Genomic DNA, 17,744 nt, shown 5'->3' with positions numbered 1-17,744 from the left:
GTACCTTGGTGCAATTGCGAATTATAGCGCAACACCAATGTTACTGACTGGGTCTTCACGCAGTTCGTGGCGTAGGTCTTTGATCAGCTCTAAGTCACGCTCAGTCGTTTCACGTAGAGGTCGGAAAATGGCCCACTGAACGTCCCACTCTTCACACACCGCTTCGTTTTCTTTCTGGTTTTCGTTCGTCACTTCTTCAGCGCCTTGAGCAAACTCAAGCTCAGCAACCGTCTTCACCGATTGTTGACTCACTTTAATTACCGCTTCCAACATATGTTCACGGTCAAGCAGACCATGAATTAGCGTTGCTAGGCCTTGGCATGCGTCCATTGCTGGGTAAACACCATAAAAATCAAAATCATCACCGCTAGGGAATAGCTCTTCAACCTTCTCAAGTTGACGCTCAAAGTTCACCTTTGCTGTTTTAACCGTCAGGATTTCCCAAATGCTATCCAAAACATCACGATAGATTCGAGCTTCCGCAAATTCTGTATTCTCACAAAACATGGCATAGTTAGGGTACATACGCTCACATAGACACGCCATAAAGGTAATTTGTTGCCAAGGTTCTAACTTTTCAAGACGAACCTGCAGTGGATTCTGAAGCATAGTCACTCAATAATTGCAGAAAAAGACAGCGAAAGTGTACTTGATAAACCCTGGGGGGAAAAGGTAAGCCGATGAACAATTTTACGAATAAGCTCTATATTCTTACTGAGCATGACGATACCTATACGCAACTGATTCTAAACCAGGATTTACCCGACCTAGAAATCACTCAAAACCCCGAATCAGCACAGATTGTCTTGGCGTCACCACCTCTAATCGCAGAACGCCTCGGCGAGTTTAAAGAGCTAGACTGGGTACAGAGTACCTATGCCGGAATCAATAAACTCACTCAGCCAGATCTGCGTCAGGACTATACGCTAACCAACGTCAAAGGCATCTTTGGCCCGGCTATCGCAGAATACGTATTGGGTTACACAATCAGTCACTGTAGACACTTCCCTCATTACCACCAGCATCAACAACAACGAAACTGGCAGCCACAGCTTTATACTAGCCTAACTGACAAAACTATGGTGATTTTAGGAACAGGTTCAATCGGCAGTCATTTGGCAAAAACCGCGGCGGCTTTTGGTATTCATACCATAGGTGTCAACCGTACCGGCATCCCATCCAAACAAGAAACCTTTAAAGAGACTTTCCACATCAATGAGATAGAGGCTGCCCTTAAGCAGGCCGATATTGTGGTCAACACCTTGCCATCAACCGCTGAAACCTATCAGCTGTTGAACCAAACCACGTTAGGTTACTGCTCTAATGTGTTGCTGTTTAATGTCGGTCGAGGGGAAAGCATCGACAATAAAGCCTTGTTGCTCGCCATAAAAAACAGATGGGTAGAACACGCATTTTTAGATGTGTTTGAAAGTGAACCCCTCTCTCAGGAACATCCTTTCTGGAAACTACCGCAAGTCACCATCACTCCACACATCGCTGCACTCAGTGAGCCAAGACAAGTAGTCGAGATCTTCGCAGAGAATTACAAACAGTGGCGAGATGGCTTTACACTTAATCATGTCATCGATTTTGAAAAAGGTTACTGATGTCCTCTTCGTTACTTAAAGAGATTCGACAATGCCGAGCTTGTAAGCCTCACCTATCACACGGTGCCAACCCGGTGATTCAAGCGCATCCAAACGCGCGCTTGCTGATCATAGGCCAAGCGCCGGGTATCAAGGTGCATGAGTCGTCGATACCTTGGAATGACGCCAGTGGTGAACGACTAAGAGAATGGTTAGGGGTAGATAGCGATACTTTTTACGACGAGCAAAAAGTCGCGATTGTGCCTATGGGGTTTTGTTATCCGGGGAAAGGGAAAAGTGGCGATCTCCCACCACGCAAAGAGTGCGCGGGGCTTTGGCACAACAAAGTGCTGCAATCTCTACCCAATATTCAAATGACACTGCTGATTGGCCAGTACGCACAAAACCATTACCTAACAAACAAAACCACCAGCACATTGACCGAAACCGTGCGTGATTGGCAAAGGTGGGCGCCTGAGTTTTTGCCATTACCCCACCCTTCGCCACGCAATAATATCTGGCTCAAGAAGAACCCTTGGTTTGAAAGTGAAGTCATTCCTTATATCAGGAAACACATCTCTGAGCATTTGGCCTACCATGATCCAAATACCTAATTAACTGCACACAACAAGATTAAACCGCCATCAAATGCCAATTTCAGGCAATAAAAAAGCGCTGTTGGTTTCCCAACAGCGCTTTCAATAATCTTACTCAGAATTACTTGTGGTAAGGCTTAGACAATTCGTGAACAGCGTCAACGAATACACCAGCGTTCTCTGGCGGTACATCTAAGTGGATACCGTGGCCTAGGTTAAATACATGGCCGGTACCACCGTCGCCGAAGCCTTCAAGGATGCTGCCCACTTCTTCGCGAATACGTTCAGGCTGAGCGTAAAGCATTGAAGGATCCATGTTACCTTGCAGAGCAACTTTGTCGCCGATGCGAGCTTTTGCATCTGCGATGTTGATAGTCCAGTCTAGACCAACCGCATCACAACCTGTTGCTGCGATAGACTCAAGCCACATGCCACCGTTCTTAGTGAACAGAGTAACCGGTACTCGACGACCTTCGTTTTCACGGATTAGGCCATCAACGATTTTGTGCATGTATTGCAGTGAGAATAGGTTGTAGTCACGAGGAGTCAGTACACCACCCCATGTATCAAATACCATTACCGATTGAGCACCCGCTTTAATTTGCGCGTTCAGGTATTCGATAACACTGTCAGCCAGCTTATCTAGAAGCAGGTGCAGCGTTTGTGGTTCTGCGTACATCATCTTCTTGATCTTAGTGAATGCTTTAGAGCTTCCACCTTCAACCATGTATGTCGCTAGAGTCCATGGGCTACCAGAGAAACCAATCAGTGGCACTTCGCCTTTCAGGTCTTTACGGATCTGACGAACGGCATTCATTACGTATTGAAGCTCACCTTCTGGATCTGGTAGGCCAATCTTCTCTACGTCAGCTTTACACGTGATAGGACGCTCAAACTTAGGACCTTCACCTGTTTCAAAGTACAAACCTAAGCCCATTGCATCAGGGATAGTTAGGATGTCTGAGAACAAGATTGCCGCATCAAGCGGGAAACGACGTAAAGGTTGAAGTGTTACTTCTGATGCCAGTTCAGCGTTTTTGCACAAAGACATGAAATCGCCCGCTTCAGCGCGCGTTGCTTTGTACTCAGGAAGATAGCGGCCAGCTTGGCGCATCATCCATACCGGTGTGTAATCAACAGGCTGTTTTAAAAGTGCGCGTAAATAGCGATCGTTTTTTAATTCGGTCATTCCGTTAAATTCCAATTCAATCTTGTCTAGTTTTGATGGCAAGTATTCTAACACTGATTGAAGGGTAAAAGCTGTGTGCTTTGCAACCTAGATCAAGTTATTAACTTTTAAATCAATGCTTAATTTGCACCCAATTACGGGAGCATGTTAAAAATTTGTTCGCTAGCGAAAATTACAATTATAACATCTGAGTAGTCACTACTCAGCATCTCATAACGACATCTTACTTACCCCCTCCACTTGTGGAGGGTTTTTTTTAGCTTTTGATCACCCATAGGCCAAATACTATCACAGGCAAATTAGTGCTCTAGTATCTGCTCAGTCACACCATCTTTCATCACGTCATCAACGGTTTTCTCAATCAACTGTCTCGCAATGGTTCCAACAGGAGCAACATCAGGCAGGCTTGTTACGTCAAACCATTGAGCATCCGATAGCTCGCTGTAGTCAGGCTTGAGCGTACCACCAGCATAATCTGCGAGAAAGCCCATCATCATACTTGATGGAAACGCCCATGGCTGGCTGCCAAAATAACGAATATTATCGACATCGATACCCGTTTCTTCTTTGACTTCTCTTGCCACACACTGCTCTAAGGTCTCTCCGACCTCTAGGAAGCCCGCTATCACGGTATACATACCTGTCTTATGTCTTGGGTGCTGCGCAAGCAATATCTTGTTGTCGTTTCGTACAGCGACAATGATGCACGGGAAGATACGAGGATAATGAAGTGTGCGGCAATCTCCACACTGCATCGCCACCTGGTTATGGTTGAGATGATTTCGACCACCACACTGAGGGCAAAAACGCATACTTTGAGTCATATGCCCATATTGGATGGCTTTGCTTGCAGTCAAGAAACTCACTTCAGGCCAGTGCAGTAACTCTCTTAGGCTGACCATGCTCAGCTCATTCTCCACATCACAATCGTTGAGCCAATACACCTTGCGACCTTGATGCTGACCAATACAGATTGCATGCTCCACACTCAGCCCAAGCTCTTCAGCAGAGCCAAACGGAAACTGATCATTATTAACCCAAATATCACTACCAGAAACGACGCACCAATAAGCTTGCTCTGTCATTTTGTTATCACTTTTTTTTAACATCCCTATGCCTCATTGCTTGCAGTTCGTTCATTTTACTGGCAATCTAATTTCATACTAGAGTTGTAGCAGAGAATATTTCAAGCTATTACTTTTAGTAGCTACCAATAAAACGGACCCTGCTTAGGCAATTACTTGATCACAAGGTTGTGATCAGATCATGAGGACATGGTCATGCTAAATAAATTCAAACAAATACAAGAACAATGGGGTGGCTCTAATGAGGTCATCGATCATTGGCTCGAAACTCGACAGTCTCTAATCGTTGAGTATTGTAAGCTAGGTGCCTTGCAGCCAGCTAGCAACGGGCAATCAAACGTTGTTGAACTCCCTTCCCCTAAAGAAATAAGCTCATTCTGTGATCATGTTGTCGATTATATCTCAGAGGGTCATTTTAAGATCTACGATATGGTCATGAAAAAATGGCAAGCAACAGGCTTTAAAACCAATGACGAGATTGATACAACTTACGCGAAGATCGTACTTACAACCGAGCCGCTTCTAGAATTCAATGATAAGTACGTTAAAGTAAATGCAGACGATGAGTTGCCTAACTTCGAAGGAGATATGTCCAAAGTAGGTGAACTACTCGAACTACGTTTTGAAGTAGAAGATAATCTTATCCAGCTTATTGCAGACAGTTTAGCGATTCCACCAGGCGCTTAGTTAGCCGAATCCTTAATAAGCTTGCCTCTGTGCAAGCTTTTTGTTTTGTCTGTAAGGTTATCCAAACTACCCAGAACCTTTCAGACAGAGCTTACTCGCTCGCCCTGACCTTTAGCCATAAGCATATGGTTACAGCCCTAATCAGCCTAGTCATCTCTACCCTTTATCTTACTGGCCTCAAAGAGCACTCTTCAGGACATAAATCCAACCTCACCAGCTAGATAAGCACACCTATCACTTTATAAGTCATAGCTAAATACCAATACGCCAGATACAAAAAAGGCACCCGAAGGTGCCTTTTTCTTATCTCTTAGAGACTACTCGTAGAGCTTACTCTTCTGAAGAGAAACCAGCGTTTAGAAGTGCTGCTAGATTGTCAGTAGCTTGTTCAGCTGAAGGACCTTCTTGCTCTTCTTCACGTTGTTTTTGACGCTCTTGGTGGTATGCGAAACCAGTACCAGCTGGGATCAGACGACCAACAATTACGTTCTCTTTCAGACCGCGAAGGTCATCACGCTTACCAGAAACCGCAGCTTCTGTTAGTACGCGAGTCGTTTCTTGGAACGATGCAGCTGAGATGAATGACTCAGTTGCAAGAGATGCTTTAGTAATACCTAGTAGATCACGTTCGAAACGTACTAGTTCTTTACCTTCAGCTTCTAGCTTACGGTTAGCAATCTTAACATTGTGGTACTCAACTTGTTCGCCAGGTAGGAACGGAGAGTCACCAGAATGAGTGATTGTACACTTACGTAGCATTTGACGAACGATAGTCTCGATGTGCTTATCGTTAATCTTTACGCCTTGTAAGCGGTAAACTTCTTGAACTTCGTTCGCGATGTACTGAGTTACTGCGTGGATACCACGTAGACGCAGGATATCGTGTGGAGTTTCAGGACCGTCGGCGATTACATCACCACGTTCAATCTTCTCACCTTCGAACACGTTCAATTGACGATGCTTAGGAATCATCTCTTCGTAAGCGTCACCGCCTTCACGAGTGATTACTAGACGACGCTTACCTTTCGTTTCTTTACCGAAAGACACAGTACCTGTGTGCTCAGCAAGGATCGCAGGCTCTTTAGGCTTACGAGCTTCGAATAGGTCAGCTACGCGTGGTAGACCACCGGTGATATCTTTGTTTCCGCTCGATTTTTGAGGGATACGAGATAGTGTGTCACCGATGCCAACTTCAGCGCCATCTTCGATGTTTACAATCGCTTTGCCAGGTAGGAAGTAGTGAGCTGGCATATCAGTACCAGGGATCATTACGTCGTTACCTTGCTCATCAACAAGTTTGATAGCTGGACGCATATCTTTACCTGCTGCTGGGCGAGCTGCTGCGTCTGTAACTTCACTTGAAGAAAGACCCGTTAGATCGTCAGTTTGACGAGAAACTGTAATACCATCGATCATATCTACGAATTGGATACGACCTGCCACTTCAGTGATGATTGGCATGGTATGCGCTTCCCAGTTAGCTACAACTTCACCAGCAGTAACTGCTGCGTTGTCGCCTTTGGTTAGCATCGAACCGTAAGGAAGTTTGTGCTTCTCTTTAGTACGGCCGAATTCATCAATAATCGTCATCTCAGATGCACGAGAAGTGATAACCAGTTTCTTATCTTTGTTAACTACGAACTTAGCATTGTGAAGTTTCACAGTACCAGTTGTCTTAGCTTGGATGCTGTTCTCTGCTGCTGCAGTAGATGCCGCACCACCGATGTGGAACGTACGCATCGTTAGCTGTGTACCCGGTTCACCGATAGATTGTGCAGCGATAACACCAACTGCTTCACCTTGGTTCACTAGGTGACCACGTGCTAGGTCACGACCGTAACACTGTGCACAACAACCGAAGTCTGCATCACAGGTAACAACAGAGCGCACTTTCATGCTATCTACTGAGTTGTCTTCCATGATTTGACACCACTTCTCATCAATCAGAGTATTACGTGGAATCAGTACGTCTTCAGTACCAGGCTTAAGAACGTCTTCAGCTACTACACGACCTAGAGCAAGCTCAGAAAGTGCAACTTTAACGTCACCACCTTCGATGTGAGGCATCATGTCGATACCTTCATGCGTGCCACAGTCATGTTCGTGTACTACAACGTCTTGAGCAACGTCTACTAGACGACGAGTTAGGTAACCCGAGTTTGCTGTTTTCAGTGCTGTATCCGCAAGACCCTTACGAGCACCGTGCGTTGAGATAAAGTACTGAAGGACGTTTAGACCTTCTTTAAAGTTCGCTGTGATCGGCGTTTCGATGATTGAACCATCTGGACGCGCCATCAGACCACGCATACCTGCTAGCTGACGAATCTGAGCTGCAGAACCACGTGCGCCCGAGTCGGCCATCATGTAGATGCTGTTGAACGATTCTTGCTGTTCTTCTTCGCCGTCACGGTTGATAACTGTTTCAGAAGATAGGTTATCCATCATTGCTTTCGCAACGCGGTCATTCGTAGATGCCCAGATATCGATAACTTTGTTGTAACGCTCACCCGCAGTAACAAGACCAGATTGGAATTGCTCTTGGATTTCGCGAACTTCTTCTTCAGCAGATTCAATTTCATCGTATTTCGCTTGAGGTACAACCATATCGTCGATACCTACAGAAACACCAGAAAGTGCAGCGTATGCAAAACCTGCGTACATGATTTGGTCAGCAAATACTACTGTATCTTTTAGACCAAGCTTACGGTAACACTCGTTAAGAAGAGTAGAGATCTGCTTCTTACCTAACTTTTGGTTAACGATGCTGTACGGTAGGCCAGCTGGAACGATTTGCCATAGCATTGCACGGCCGACAGTTGTATCAACCATCTTCGTTTCAGTAGTGCTGTTACCATCTTCGTCTACTACAGTTTCGGTGATACGTACTTTAACGCGAGCGTGTAGCTCAGCAGTCTTAGTACGGTATGCCTTTTCAGCCTCAGCAGGGCCAGCAAGGTACATACCTTCGCCTTTCACGTTGATCTTGTCACGTGTCATGTAGTAAAGACCCAATACAACGTCCTGAGAAGGTACGATGATCGGATCACCTGACGCTGGCGACAGAATGTTATTCGTCGACATCATCAGTGTACGTGCTTCAAGCTGTGCTTCTAGAGTTAGAGGCACGTGTACCGCCATTTGGTCACCATCGAAGTCGGCGTTGTATGCCGCACACACTAGTGGGTGAAGCTGAATCGCTTTACCTTCGATTAGTACTGGTTCAAACGCTTGGATACCTAGACGGTGAAGTGTAGGTGCACGGTTAAGCAGTACTGGGTGTTCGCGGATTACTTCGTCCAGGATATCCCAAACGATAGCTTCTTCGCGCTCTACCATCTTCTTAGCAGCTTTGATTGTCGTAGCCATGCCACGAGTTTCTAGCTTGCTGTAGATGAACGGCTTAAATAGCTCAAGTGCCATCTTCTTAGGAAGACCACACTGATGTAGACGAAGGTATGGACCTACTGTGATTACAGAACGGCCAGAGTAGTCTACACGTTTACCTAGAAGGTTCTGACGGAAACGACCTTGTTTACCCTTGATCATATCAGCAAGAGATTTCAGAGGACGCTTGTTAGAACCAGTGATAGCACGACCACGACGACCGTTATCTAGAAGTGCATCAACAGACTCTTGCAGCATACGCTTTTCGTTACGTACGATGATGTCCGGAGCAGCTAGCTCTAGAAGGCGCTTCAAACGGTTGTTACGGTTGATCACACGACGGTAAAGGTCGTTCAGATCTGAAGTCGCAAAACGACCGCCATCTAGTGGTACTAGAGGACGTAGATCTGGCGGCAGAACCGGAAGTACAGTCAGAATCATCCATTGCGGATCGTTACCCGATGCAATGAACGCTTCAACTAGCTTCAGGCGCTTAGTAACTTTTTTACGCTTAGTTTCTGAGTTAGTCGTTTCTAACTCTTCGCGCATTTCTTCCACTTCTTGATGAAGGTCCATTGTTGCAAGCAGATCTTTGATCGCTTCAGCACCCATCTTAGCAGTAAATTCGTCACCCCACTCTTCTAGACGATCCAGATACTCTTCTTCAGTAAGCATCTGAGATTTTTCTAGATCAGTCATACCTGGTTCAGTTACTACGTACATCTCGAAGTAAAGAACACGTTCGATATCACGTAGAGGGATATCCATTAGTAGACCGATACGAGACGGCAGTGATTTTAGGAACCAGATGTGAGCAACTGGTGAAGCTAGCTCGATGTGGCCCATGCGGTCACGACGAACTTTAGTTTGTGTAACTTCAACGCCACACTTCTCACAGATAACACCACGGTGCTTCAGGCGCTTGTATTTGCCACAAAGACATTCGTAGTCTTTAACTGGACCAAAAATACGTGCACAGAACAGACCATCACGTTCAGGTTTGAACGTACGATAGTTAATTGTTTCCGGCTTTTTAACTTCACCAAAAGACCATGAACGGATCATGTCTGGTGAAGATAGACCGATTTTGATTGCATCAAATTCTTCGGTCTTATGCTGTGCTTTTAGAAAGTTTAATAAGTCTTTCACATTCAGCTCCTGTAAGGAGTTAAAGGAGCTCACTGCTGTAGCAAGCTCCCTTTTACCAAATAATCCTATCTTCTTTTAAAAAGAAGGAGGGATTACTCTTCGTCTTCTAGCTCGATGTTGATACCTAGCGAGCGAATCTCTTTCAACAGTACGTTGAACGACTCAGGCATACCAGGTTCCATGCTATGGTTACCGTCTACGATGTTCTTATACATCTTAGTACGGCCGTTAACGTCATCTGACTTAACTGTTAGCATTTCTTGTAGAGTATATGCAGCACCGTATGCTTCTAGTGCCCATACTTCCATCTCACCGAAACGCTGACCACCGAACTGAGCTTTACCACCAAGTGGTTGCTGAGTTACTAGGCTGTAAGAACCAGTTGAACGAGCATGCATCTTGTCATCAACCAAGTGGTTCAGTTTCAGCATGTACATGTAACCAACAGTTACAGGACGCTCAAACGAATCACCAGTACGACCATCAAACAGTTTAAGCTGACCAGATTCTGGCAGATCACCCAGTTTAAGTAGTTCTTTGATTAGAGACTCAGAAGCACCGTCGAACACAGGAGTAGCAATCGGTAGACCGCCACGTAGGTTCTTGATCAGTGTACGAACTTGATCATCAGACAGTTCAGCAATATCAACTTTCTGACGAGTATCACCAAGATCGTAAACCTTCTGTAGGAACTCACGGAACTTATGCAGTTCTTGTTGTTCCTTAACCATTTGGTTGATCTTGTCACCGATACCTTTCGCAGCCAAACCTAAGTGAACTTCTAGGATCTGACCGATGTTCATACGCGATGGTACACCCAGCGGGTTAAGTACGATGTCTACAGGCTGACCTTTCTCATCGTATGGCATGTCTTCAACAGGGTTAATCTTAGAGATTACACCTTTGTTACCGTGACGACCGGCCATCTTATCACCAGGCTGGATACGACGTTTAACCGCTAGGTAAACTTTAACAATCTTAAGAACGCCAGGCGCTAGATCATCACCTTGAGTGATTTTACGACGCTTAGTTTCAAACTTCTTATCGAAGTCTGCTTTTAGCTCATCCCACTGCTCAGCAAGTTGCTCAAGCTGTGTTTGTAGCGCATCGTCTTCTAGAACTTGCTCTAGCCATTGCTTACGACCGATAGTATCAAGCTTAGCTTCAGAGTAACCACCAGACAGAAGTACAGCTTTAACACGGTTAAGAAGGCCACCCTCAAGAATTTGGAACTCTTCAGTTAGGTCTTTCTTAGCTTCTTTAAGCTGCATCTGTTCGATTTCAAGTGCACGCTTGTCTTTCTCTACGCCATCGCGAGTGAAGACTTGTACATCGATGATAGTACCCGAAACAGAGTTTGGTACACGTAGAGAAGTATCTTTAACATCAGATGCTTTCTCACCGAAGATAGCACGTAGTAGCTTCTCTTCAGGAGTCAGTTGAGTTTCACCTTTAGGGGTTACTTTACCAACTAGGATGTCGCCACCCTTAACTTCAGCACCAATGTAAACGATACCTGACTCGTCTAGTTTAGACAGAGCAGACTCACCTACGTTTGGAATATCAGCTGTGATCTCTTCAGAACCCAGCTTAGTATCACGAGCCACACAAGATAGTTCTTGGATGTGGATTGTCGTGAAACGGTCTTCTTGAACTACGCGCTCAGATACTAAGATCGAGTCTTCGAAGTTGTAACCGTTCCAAGGCATGAATGCGATACGCATGTTTTGGCCAAGAGCTAGTTCACCAAGGTCTGTTGAAGGACCATCAGCAAGAACATCGCCACGTGCAACTGGTTCACCAGGAAGTACAGTTGGACGTTGGTTAATACATGTGTTTTGGTTCGAACGCGTGTACTTAGTTAGGTTGTAGATATCGATACCAGCTTCGCCAGGTACCAATTCATCTTCGTTAACCTTAACTACGATACGAGAAGCGTCTACAGACTGAACTTGACCACCACGTTTAGCAACCGCTGTAACACCAGAGTCAACTGCGATGTTACGTTCGATACCAGTACCTACTAGAGGCTTATCAGCCTTAAGTGTTGGTACAGCTTGACGTTGCATGTTGGCACCCATCAATGCACGGTTCGCATCATCGTGTTCTAGGAACGGGATAAGCGAAGCAGCGATAGATACTACTTGGTTTGTCGCAACGTCCATGTAGTCAACGTGATCGCGTGGGTGAAGACCAGATTCACCTTTTTGACGAGCTGTGATTAGCTCATCTGCAAACGTACCTTCTTCAGTAAGAATGGTGTTTGCTTGCGCGATTACGAATTGACCTTCCTGGATTGCAGACAGGTAATCAACTTCTTCTGTTACTACACCATCTACTACACGACGGTACGGAGTTTCTAGGAAACCGTAATCGTTACAACGTGCAAACGCAGATAGTGAGTTAATTAGACCGATGTTTGGACCTTCAGGCGTTTCGATCGGACATAGACGACCGTAGTGAGTTACGTGAACGTCACGTACTTCGAAGCCTGCGCGCTCACGAGTAAGACCACCAGGACCTAAAGCAGAGATACGACGTTTGTGCGTAACTTCTGACAATGGGTTGTTTTGGTCCATGAACTGTGAAAGCTGTGAAGAGCCAAAGAATTCTTTAACTGCAGCAGAGATCGGCTTAGCGTTGATAAGATCTTGAGGCATGATTGCATCAAGGTCACCAAGGCTTAGGCGCTCTTTAACGGCACGTTCTACACGAACTAGACCAACACGGAATTGGTTTTCTGCCATTTCACCTACAGAACGGATACGACGGTTGCCAAGGTGGTCGATATCGTCCACTTCACCAATACCGTTACGGATACCAATCAGTTTCTTCATCACTTCGATGATGTCTGATTCATCCAGAGTACCGCGCTCTTCTTCTTCTTCACGCTCGATAGAGCTGTTGAACTTCATACGGCCTACAGTTGATAGGTCGTAACGTTCTTCAGAGAAGAATAGGCTTTCGAATAGAGACTCTGCAGCTTCTTTCGTTGGTGGCTCGCCAGGACGCATCATGCGGTAGATTTCTACCAATGCAGAGATGCGATCTACTGTGCTATCTGCACGTAGAGTGTCTGACATGAATGGACCGTGATCTAGGTCATTCGTGAACAGAGTTTGTAGAGCCTTGTGGCCTGCTTGAGACAGGTTAGCAAGAGCTTCTAGGCTAATCTCTTGGTTCGCGCCAACGATGATCTCGCCAGTTGCTTCGTTGATGTAATCTTTAGATGCAACTTTACCAACGATGTACTCTACTGGTACTTCGATGTGCTCAACGCCATCTTTTTCAAGTTGACGGATATGGCGAGCAGTAACACGACGACCAGTCTCAACGTAAGTTTTACCGTTTGCTTCGATGTCGAATGACGCAGTTTCACCACGTAGACGATCAGGAACCAACTCCATAAGAAGAGTTTGGTCTTTCACTTCGAAGTTCACTTTGTCGAAGAACAGATCAAGGATCTCTTCAGTCGATTTACCAAGTGCACGAAGAATAATCGATGCTGGTAGCTTACGACGACGGTCGATACGTACGAATAAGTTATCCTTAGGATCGAACTCAAAGTCTAACCATGAGCCACGGTAAGGAATTACACGTGCGTTATAAAGAACTTTACCTGATGAGTGGGTCTTACCCTTATCACTGTCGAAGAACACGCCTGGGCTTCGGTGCAGCTGGGATACGATAACCCTCTCGGTACCATTAATTACGAAAGTACCATTGTCTGTCATAAGCGGAATTTCGCCCATGTAGACTTCTTGTTCTTTAATGTCTTTTACAGTACCTGCTGGTGCATCTCGATCAAAGATAACTAGACGTAGTTTTACGCGTAGTGGCTTTGAGTAAGTAACACCGCGGATTTGACATTCTTTAACGTCAAAAACTGGCTCACCAAGACGGTAGCTAACGTATTGCAGCTCAGAATTGCCGTTGTAGCTCTGAATTGGAAATACAGAACGGAAAGCAGCTTCAAGACCGTATTGACCTTCTGGATCCTGTTCGATGAATTTGTCGAAAGAATCAAGCTGGATCGATAACAGGTATGGAATGTCCAAAACTTGTGGACGAGTACCAAAATCCTTACGGATGCGCTTTTTCTCGGTATAAGAGTAAACCATGGGGTTCCTCAGCTCGCTGATAAGTGACCCAAACCACCCAAAACACTCTTCAGAGGGGGTGGTGACAAACAGCTGTTTAGTGGTAGTGAACAATCATTTCGAAAAAATGACTGTTTTTTTGCTCGGATTATGACGGTTAAACAGCGGAAATTTCGCCATAGCCCTACAGCGCAAAAAGGCCGGTGGTTAATAAACCACCAGCCATTAGCCTTGCGGCTATGAAATTAAGTAATAATTACTTGATTTCAACAGAAGCGCCAGCTTCTTCTAGCTGTGCTTTAAGAGCTTCAGCTTCAGCTTTGTCAACGCCTTCTTTAAGCGCTGCAGGAGCTGAGTCTACAAGACCTTTAGCTTCTTTAAGACCTAGGCCAGTTGCGCCACGTACAGCTTTGATAACTTGTACTTTGTTAGCGCCAGCAGCAGTTAGGATTACGTCGAATTCAGTTTGCTCAGCAGCAGCGTCGCCGCCAGCTGCGCCACCAGCTACAACTGCAGCTGCAGCTGAAACGCCGAATTTCTCTTCCATAGCTTCGATAAGCTCAACAACTTGCATTACAGACATTTCTGCAACTGCGTCTAGGATTTGCTCGTTAGTAATAGACATAACAATTCTCTTTTAAGTCAACAATAAGTTTAATTTGCAACCAATGAAAAGCAAGGCTTAAGCCGCTGCTTCTTCTTTTTGGTCACGTAGTGCAGCGATAGTACGAACCAGCTTGCCAGCAGAAGCTTCTTTCATGCACATCATTAGGCGTGCGATAGCTTCGTCGTAAGTTGGTAGTGTCGCTAGTACTTCAGCATCAGTAACTGCGCCTTCAAATGCAGCAGCTTTGATCTCGAAATCTTTGTTCTCTTTAGCGAAGTCTTTGAAAAGACGCGCTGCAGCACCTGGGTGCTCGTTAGAGAACGCGATCAGAGTTGGACCAGTGAAAGTGTCTACTAGACACTCGTAGTCTGTACCCTGAACCGCACGGCGTGCTAGTGTGTTACGAACAACTTTCATGTAAACACCCGCTTCGCGAGCTTGTTTACGTAGAGAAGTCATTGCGCCAACTTCAACGCCACGAGAATCAGCTACAACTGCAGAAAGTGCACCACTGGCAGCTTCGTTGACTTCAGCAACAATTGCTTTTTTGTCTTGAAGATTTAAAGCCATTTGGATTAACCTCTGGTTGTGATTACAGCACCCAATACAAAATGTATTGAGCGTTTACGATGTTATTTAAAAATGAATAAATCCACTTCAAACCACAACATCGCCTACGTAGGTTTTATTAAGCTATCAATAATCTAATGAAAATCGACAGCGCCTACGGTCTTGGGATAGATGATTTCAAATTGCTTTAAAACCACCCAACCACAAATATTAGGCGCAGAAGTATACACTAAATCTGCGCCTAAGCAAATTAGTTTGCTTGAGTATCAAGACTAGCTTGATCAACAGCAACACCAGCACCCATCGTAGTAGAGATGCTTACTTTCTTCAGGTAAGTACCCTTAGCTGAAGAAGGCTTAGCTTTCTTAAGAGCAACTAGAAGTGCTTCTAGGTTCTCTTGAAGCTGGCTAGCTTCGAAAGATGCTTTACCGATAGTAGTGTGGATGATGCCGTTCTTGTCGTTACGGTAACGAACCTGACCAGCTTTAGCGTTCTTAACCGCTTCAGCAACGTTAGGAGTTACAGTACCAACTTTAGGGTTTGGCATAAGGCCGCGTGGACCTAGGATTGTACCTAGTTGACCAACAACACGCATTGCATCTGGAGAAGCAACAACTACGTCGAAGTTCATTTCGCCTTTTTTCACTTGCTCAGCAAGATCTTCCATACCAACGATATCTGCGCCAGCAGCTTTAGCAGCTTCTGCGTTTGCACCTTGAGTGAAAACAGCAACGCGGATGTCACGGCCAGTACCGTGAGGTAGCACAGTTGCGCCACGAACGTTTTGGTCAGATTTACGAGCATCGATGCCTAGGTTAACAGCAACATCTACAGACTCAACGAATTTAGCAGTTGCTAGTTCTTTAAGAAGAGCAACAGCTTCGTTGATTTCGTATTCTTTAGTCGCGTCAACTTTGTCGCGGATTACGCGCATACGCTTAGTAAGTTTAGCCATGATCTTATCCCTCTACCACTAGGCCCATTGAACGAGCAGTACCAGCAATAGAACGCTTCATTGCTTCGATGTCAGCACCAGTCATATCAGCAGCTTTAGTTTCTGCGATTTCCTGAACTTGAGCGTCAGTTACAGTACCAACTTTCTCAGTGTTTGGACGACCTGAACCAGACTTAACGCCAGCAGCTTTCTTAAGAAGAACAGCAGCAGGTGGAGTCTTAGTTACGAACGTGAAAGAACGGTCGTTGTAAACAGTAATAACTACTGGAGTAGGTAGACCTTTCTCAACAGATTCTGTTTTTGCGTTGAACGCTTTACAGAATTCCATGATGTTCACGCCGTGTTGACCTAGAGCAGGACCAACCGGTGGACTTGGGTTTGCCATACCAGCTGCAACTTGCAGTTTGATATAAGCTTCAACTTTCTTAGCCATGATATTTCCTAATATTTTGGGTACATGCGCTAGCCGCAAGGCGAGCTCCCCATAAATTCAATTAACTCTTTTTCACTTCCACAGAAGCAAAAAGGCGCGAAATTATAATCATAATTCGCGCCTTTAACAACCCTAAAAAGGTGATTTTTTATACTCTTTTATTTTGAACAACTTATGAAGTATTTATCCACAGCTTGTTCAAAACTTAGAGTTTTAGTCCAGTTTTTCAACCTGACCAAATTCAAGCTCAACCGGTGTTGCACGACCAAAGATCGATACAGATACCTTAATGCGGCTTTTCTCGTAATCTACTTCTTCAACAGTACCGTTGAAGTCAGCAAATGGACCATCGTTCACACGAACCACTTCACCCGCTTCGAACATTGTCTTAGGACGTGGAGACTCGCTCGCTTTCTCTAGACGGTTCAAGATAGCATCAGCTTCTTTATCAGTGATTGGTGCAGGACGATCAGAGGTACCACCAATGAAGCCCATAACACGCGGAATGCTGCGTACTAAGTGCCATGATTCATCATTCATGATCATTTGAACTAATACGTAGCCAGGGAAGAATTTACGTTCACTTTTACGGCGTTGGCCTGCACGCATTTCCACTACTTCTTCAGTAGGTACTAGCACATCGCCAAATAGTTCTTCCATGTTGTGCATTTTAATATGCTCGCGTAGCGACTGTGCAACACGACCTTCAAAGCCAGAAAAGGCTTGAACTACATACCAACGTTTTTTTGGAGCTTCACTCATGAATCAGAACCCTCTACACCCCAGTTGCTAGAGAAACTAGACGGACCATAATGCCGTCAATTCCCCAAAGCACTAGAGACATAACAATACATACAGCTAAAACGATCAATGTAGTTTGCATAGTTTCTTGGCGAGTAGGCCAAACAACTTTACGAATCTCCATACGAGATTCTTTTGCAAAATCGATCGCAGCTTTACCTTTAGTTGTTGTTGCTGCAACGCCTAGTGCGGCAGCAATCAGCACAACTACACCTGCAGCGCGAATTACAACAGACAATTCACCATACAGGTAATTACCCACAACAGCAGCAGCCAACAGAACAAAAGCGACAATCCACTTCATTGTATCTGCTGCACCTGAGCTATCAGGAGTTTCAGCGTTTGCTTTCATAAAACCAACCTGTGATAAGTCTTAAATATAGACGACAATAACCCCGCTGTTGCAGGGCACATTCCTTTGCGTTGCAAAACAACACATCTAACAGTCATTTTAGTCAAAAAGACCGTTTAATTCTTTGCTAAGAGCAAAAATCGATGTCAAAACATCCAACTCTTTTTTTAGCGCAGAAAAAGGGCATCAAATGATGCCCTTTTTACTAGTGGTTCGTCAAATCTTATGCAAAGATTTTAGCTACAACACC

Annotated in this window: 14 protein-coding genes; 3 read left to right on the top strand and 11 right to left on the bottom strand. The window is 45.0% G+C overall.

The features are described 5' to 3' along the window. Positions 1-21: 21 nt before the first annotated feature. Positions 22-609 carry a YjaG family protein gene (locus AB4138_RS02885; protein WP_017062699.1) on the bottom strand — a complete coding sequence of 196 codons (588 nt, stop codon included), beginning with the start codon at positions 607-609 and terminating at the stop codon, positions 22-24. A gap of 71 nt (positions 610-680) precedes the next feature. On the opposite strand from AB4138_RS02885, the gene AB4138_RS02880 reads away from it, so the two are divergent. Together AB4138_RS02880 and AB4138_RS02875 are read left to right on the top strand one after the other, a co-directional pair. Continuing rightward, positions 681-1,607, top strand: coding sequence for a D-2-hydroxyacid dehydrogenase (locus tag AB4138_RS02880; protein ID WP_136977255.1), 927 nt, complete (start codon positions 681-683; stop codon positions 1,605-1,607). Then, entirely contained in the window at positions 1,607-2,200 is a 594-nt protein-coding gene (locus AB4138_RS02875) for a uracil-DNA glycosylase family protein (RefSeq protein ID WP_017062697.1), read from the top strand. Before AB4138_RS02880 ends, AB4138_RS02875 begins: the two co-directional genes overlap by 1 nt. Positions 2,201-2,303: 103 nt before the next feature. On the opposite strand, the gene hemE is transcribed toward AB4138_RS02875, so the two are convergent. Continuing rightward, positions 2,304-3,371 carry a uroporphyrinogen decarboxylase gene (gene hemE / locus AB4138_RS02870; RefSeq protein WP_017060530.1) on the bottom strand — a complete coding sequence of 356 codons (1,068 nt, stop codon included), beginning with the start codon at positions 3,369-3,371 and terminating at the stop codon, positions 2,304-2,306. A 299-nt stretch (positions 3,372-3,670) separates the two neighbouring features. Continuing rightward, positions 3,671-4,480: an NAD(+) diphosphatase gene (nudC, locus tag AB4138_RS02865; RefSeq protein WP_017060529.1), complete on the bottom strand. Its 810-nt coding sequence runs from the start codon at positions 4,478-4,480 to the stop codon at positions 3,671-3,673. 165 nt (positions 4,481-4,645) lie between these two features. On the opposite strand from nudC, the gene AB4138_RS02860 reads away from it, so the two are divergent. Then, entirely contained in the window at positions 4,646-5,143 is a 498-nt protein-coding gene (locus tag AB4138_RS02860) for an Rsd/AlgQ family anti-sigma factor (protein ID WP_032546263.1), read from the top strand. 330 nt (positions 5,144-5,473) lie between these two features. Here the strand turns inward: AB4138_RS02860 and rpoC are convergent, their stop codons facing one another. The 8 genes from rpoC to secE all read right to left on the bottom strand — a co-directional run bounded on the left by rpoC (position 5,474) and on the right by secE (position 17,494). Continuing rightward, positions 5,474-9,676, bottom strand: coding sequence for a DNA-directed RNA polymerase subunit beta' (rpoC, locus tag AB4138_RS02855; protein WP_017060527.1), 4,203 nt, complete (start codon positions 9,674-9,676; stop codon positions 5,474-5,476). 92 nt (positions 9,677-9,768) lie between these two features. Continuing rightward, the gene (gene rpoB / locus AB4138_RS02850) at positions 9,769-13,797 is read right to left on the bottom strand and encodes a DNA-directed RNA polymerase subunit beta (protein ID WP_017060526.1); all 4,029 of its coding nucleotides are present in this window, start codon (positions 13,795-13,797) and stop codon (positions 9,769-9,771) included. A gap of 235 nt (positions 13,798-14,032) precedes the next feature. Then, positions 14,033-14,401, bottom strand: coding sequence for a 50S ribosomal protein L7/L12 (gene rplL, locus AB4138_RS02845; RefSeq protein ID WP_017060525.1), 369 nt, complete (start codon positions 14,399-14,401; stop codon positions 14,033-14,035). Between the two features lie 57 nt (positions 14,402-14,458). Next, the gene (gene rplJ, locus AB4138_RS02840) at positions 14,459-14,953 is read right to left on the bottom strand and encodes a 50S ribosomal protein L10 (RefSeq protein WP_017060524.1); all 495 of its coding nucleotides are present in this window, start codon (positions 14,951-14,953) and stop codon (positions 14,459-14,461) included. A gap of 250 nt (positions 14,954-15,203) precedes the next feature. Continuing rightward, complete coding sequence (gene rplA, locus AB4138_RS02835) at positions 15,204-15,908, bottom strand: 50S ribosomal protein L1 (protein WP_372073502.1); 705 nt, start codon at positions 15,906-15,908, stop codon at positions 15,204-15,206. A 4-nt stretch (positions 15,909-15,912) separates the two neighbouring features. Further along, positions 15,913-16,341, bottom strand: a complete 429-nt coding sequence (rplK, locus tag AB4138_RS02830) for a 50S ribosomal protein L11 (RefSeq protein WP_010435555.1) — start codon at positions 16,339-16,341, stop codon at positions 15,913-15,915. A gap of 213 nt (positions 16,342-16,554) precedes the next feature. Then, a complete protein-coding gene (nusG, locus tag AB4138_RS02825; RefSeq protein WP_010435556.1) occupies positions 16,555-17,103 on the bottom strand; it encodes a transcription termination/antitermination protein NusG in 549 nt (182 codons plus the stop codon). Between the two features lie 13 nt (positions 17,104-17,116). After that, positions 17,117-17,494 carry a preprotein translocase subunit SecE gene (gene secE, locus AB4138_RS02820; RefSeq protein WP_010435558.1) on the bottom strand — a complete coding sequence of 126 codons (378 nt, stop codon included), beginning with the start codon at positions 17,492-17,494 and terminating at the stop codon, positions 17,117-17,119. Positions 17,495-17,744 lie beyond the last annotated feature (250 nt).

The sequence above is a fragment of the Vibrio sp. 10N.286.52.C3 genome, assembly GCF_041468865.1.
GTDB lineage: Bacteria > Pseudomonadota > Gammaproteobacteria > Enterobacterales > Vibrionaceae > Vibrio > Vibrio crassostreae_C.
This window is presented reverse-complemented; position numbering and strand designations above follow the sequence as displayed.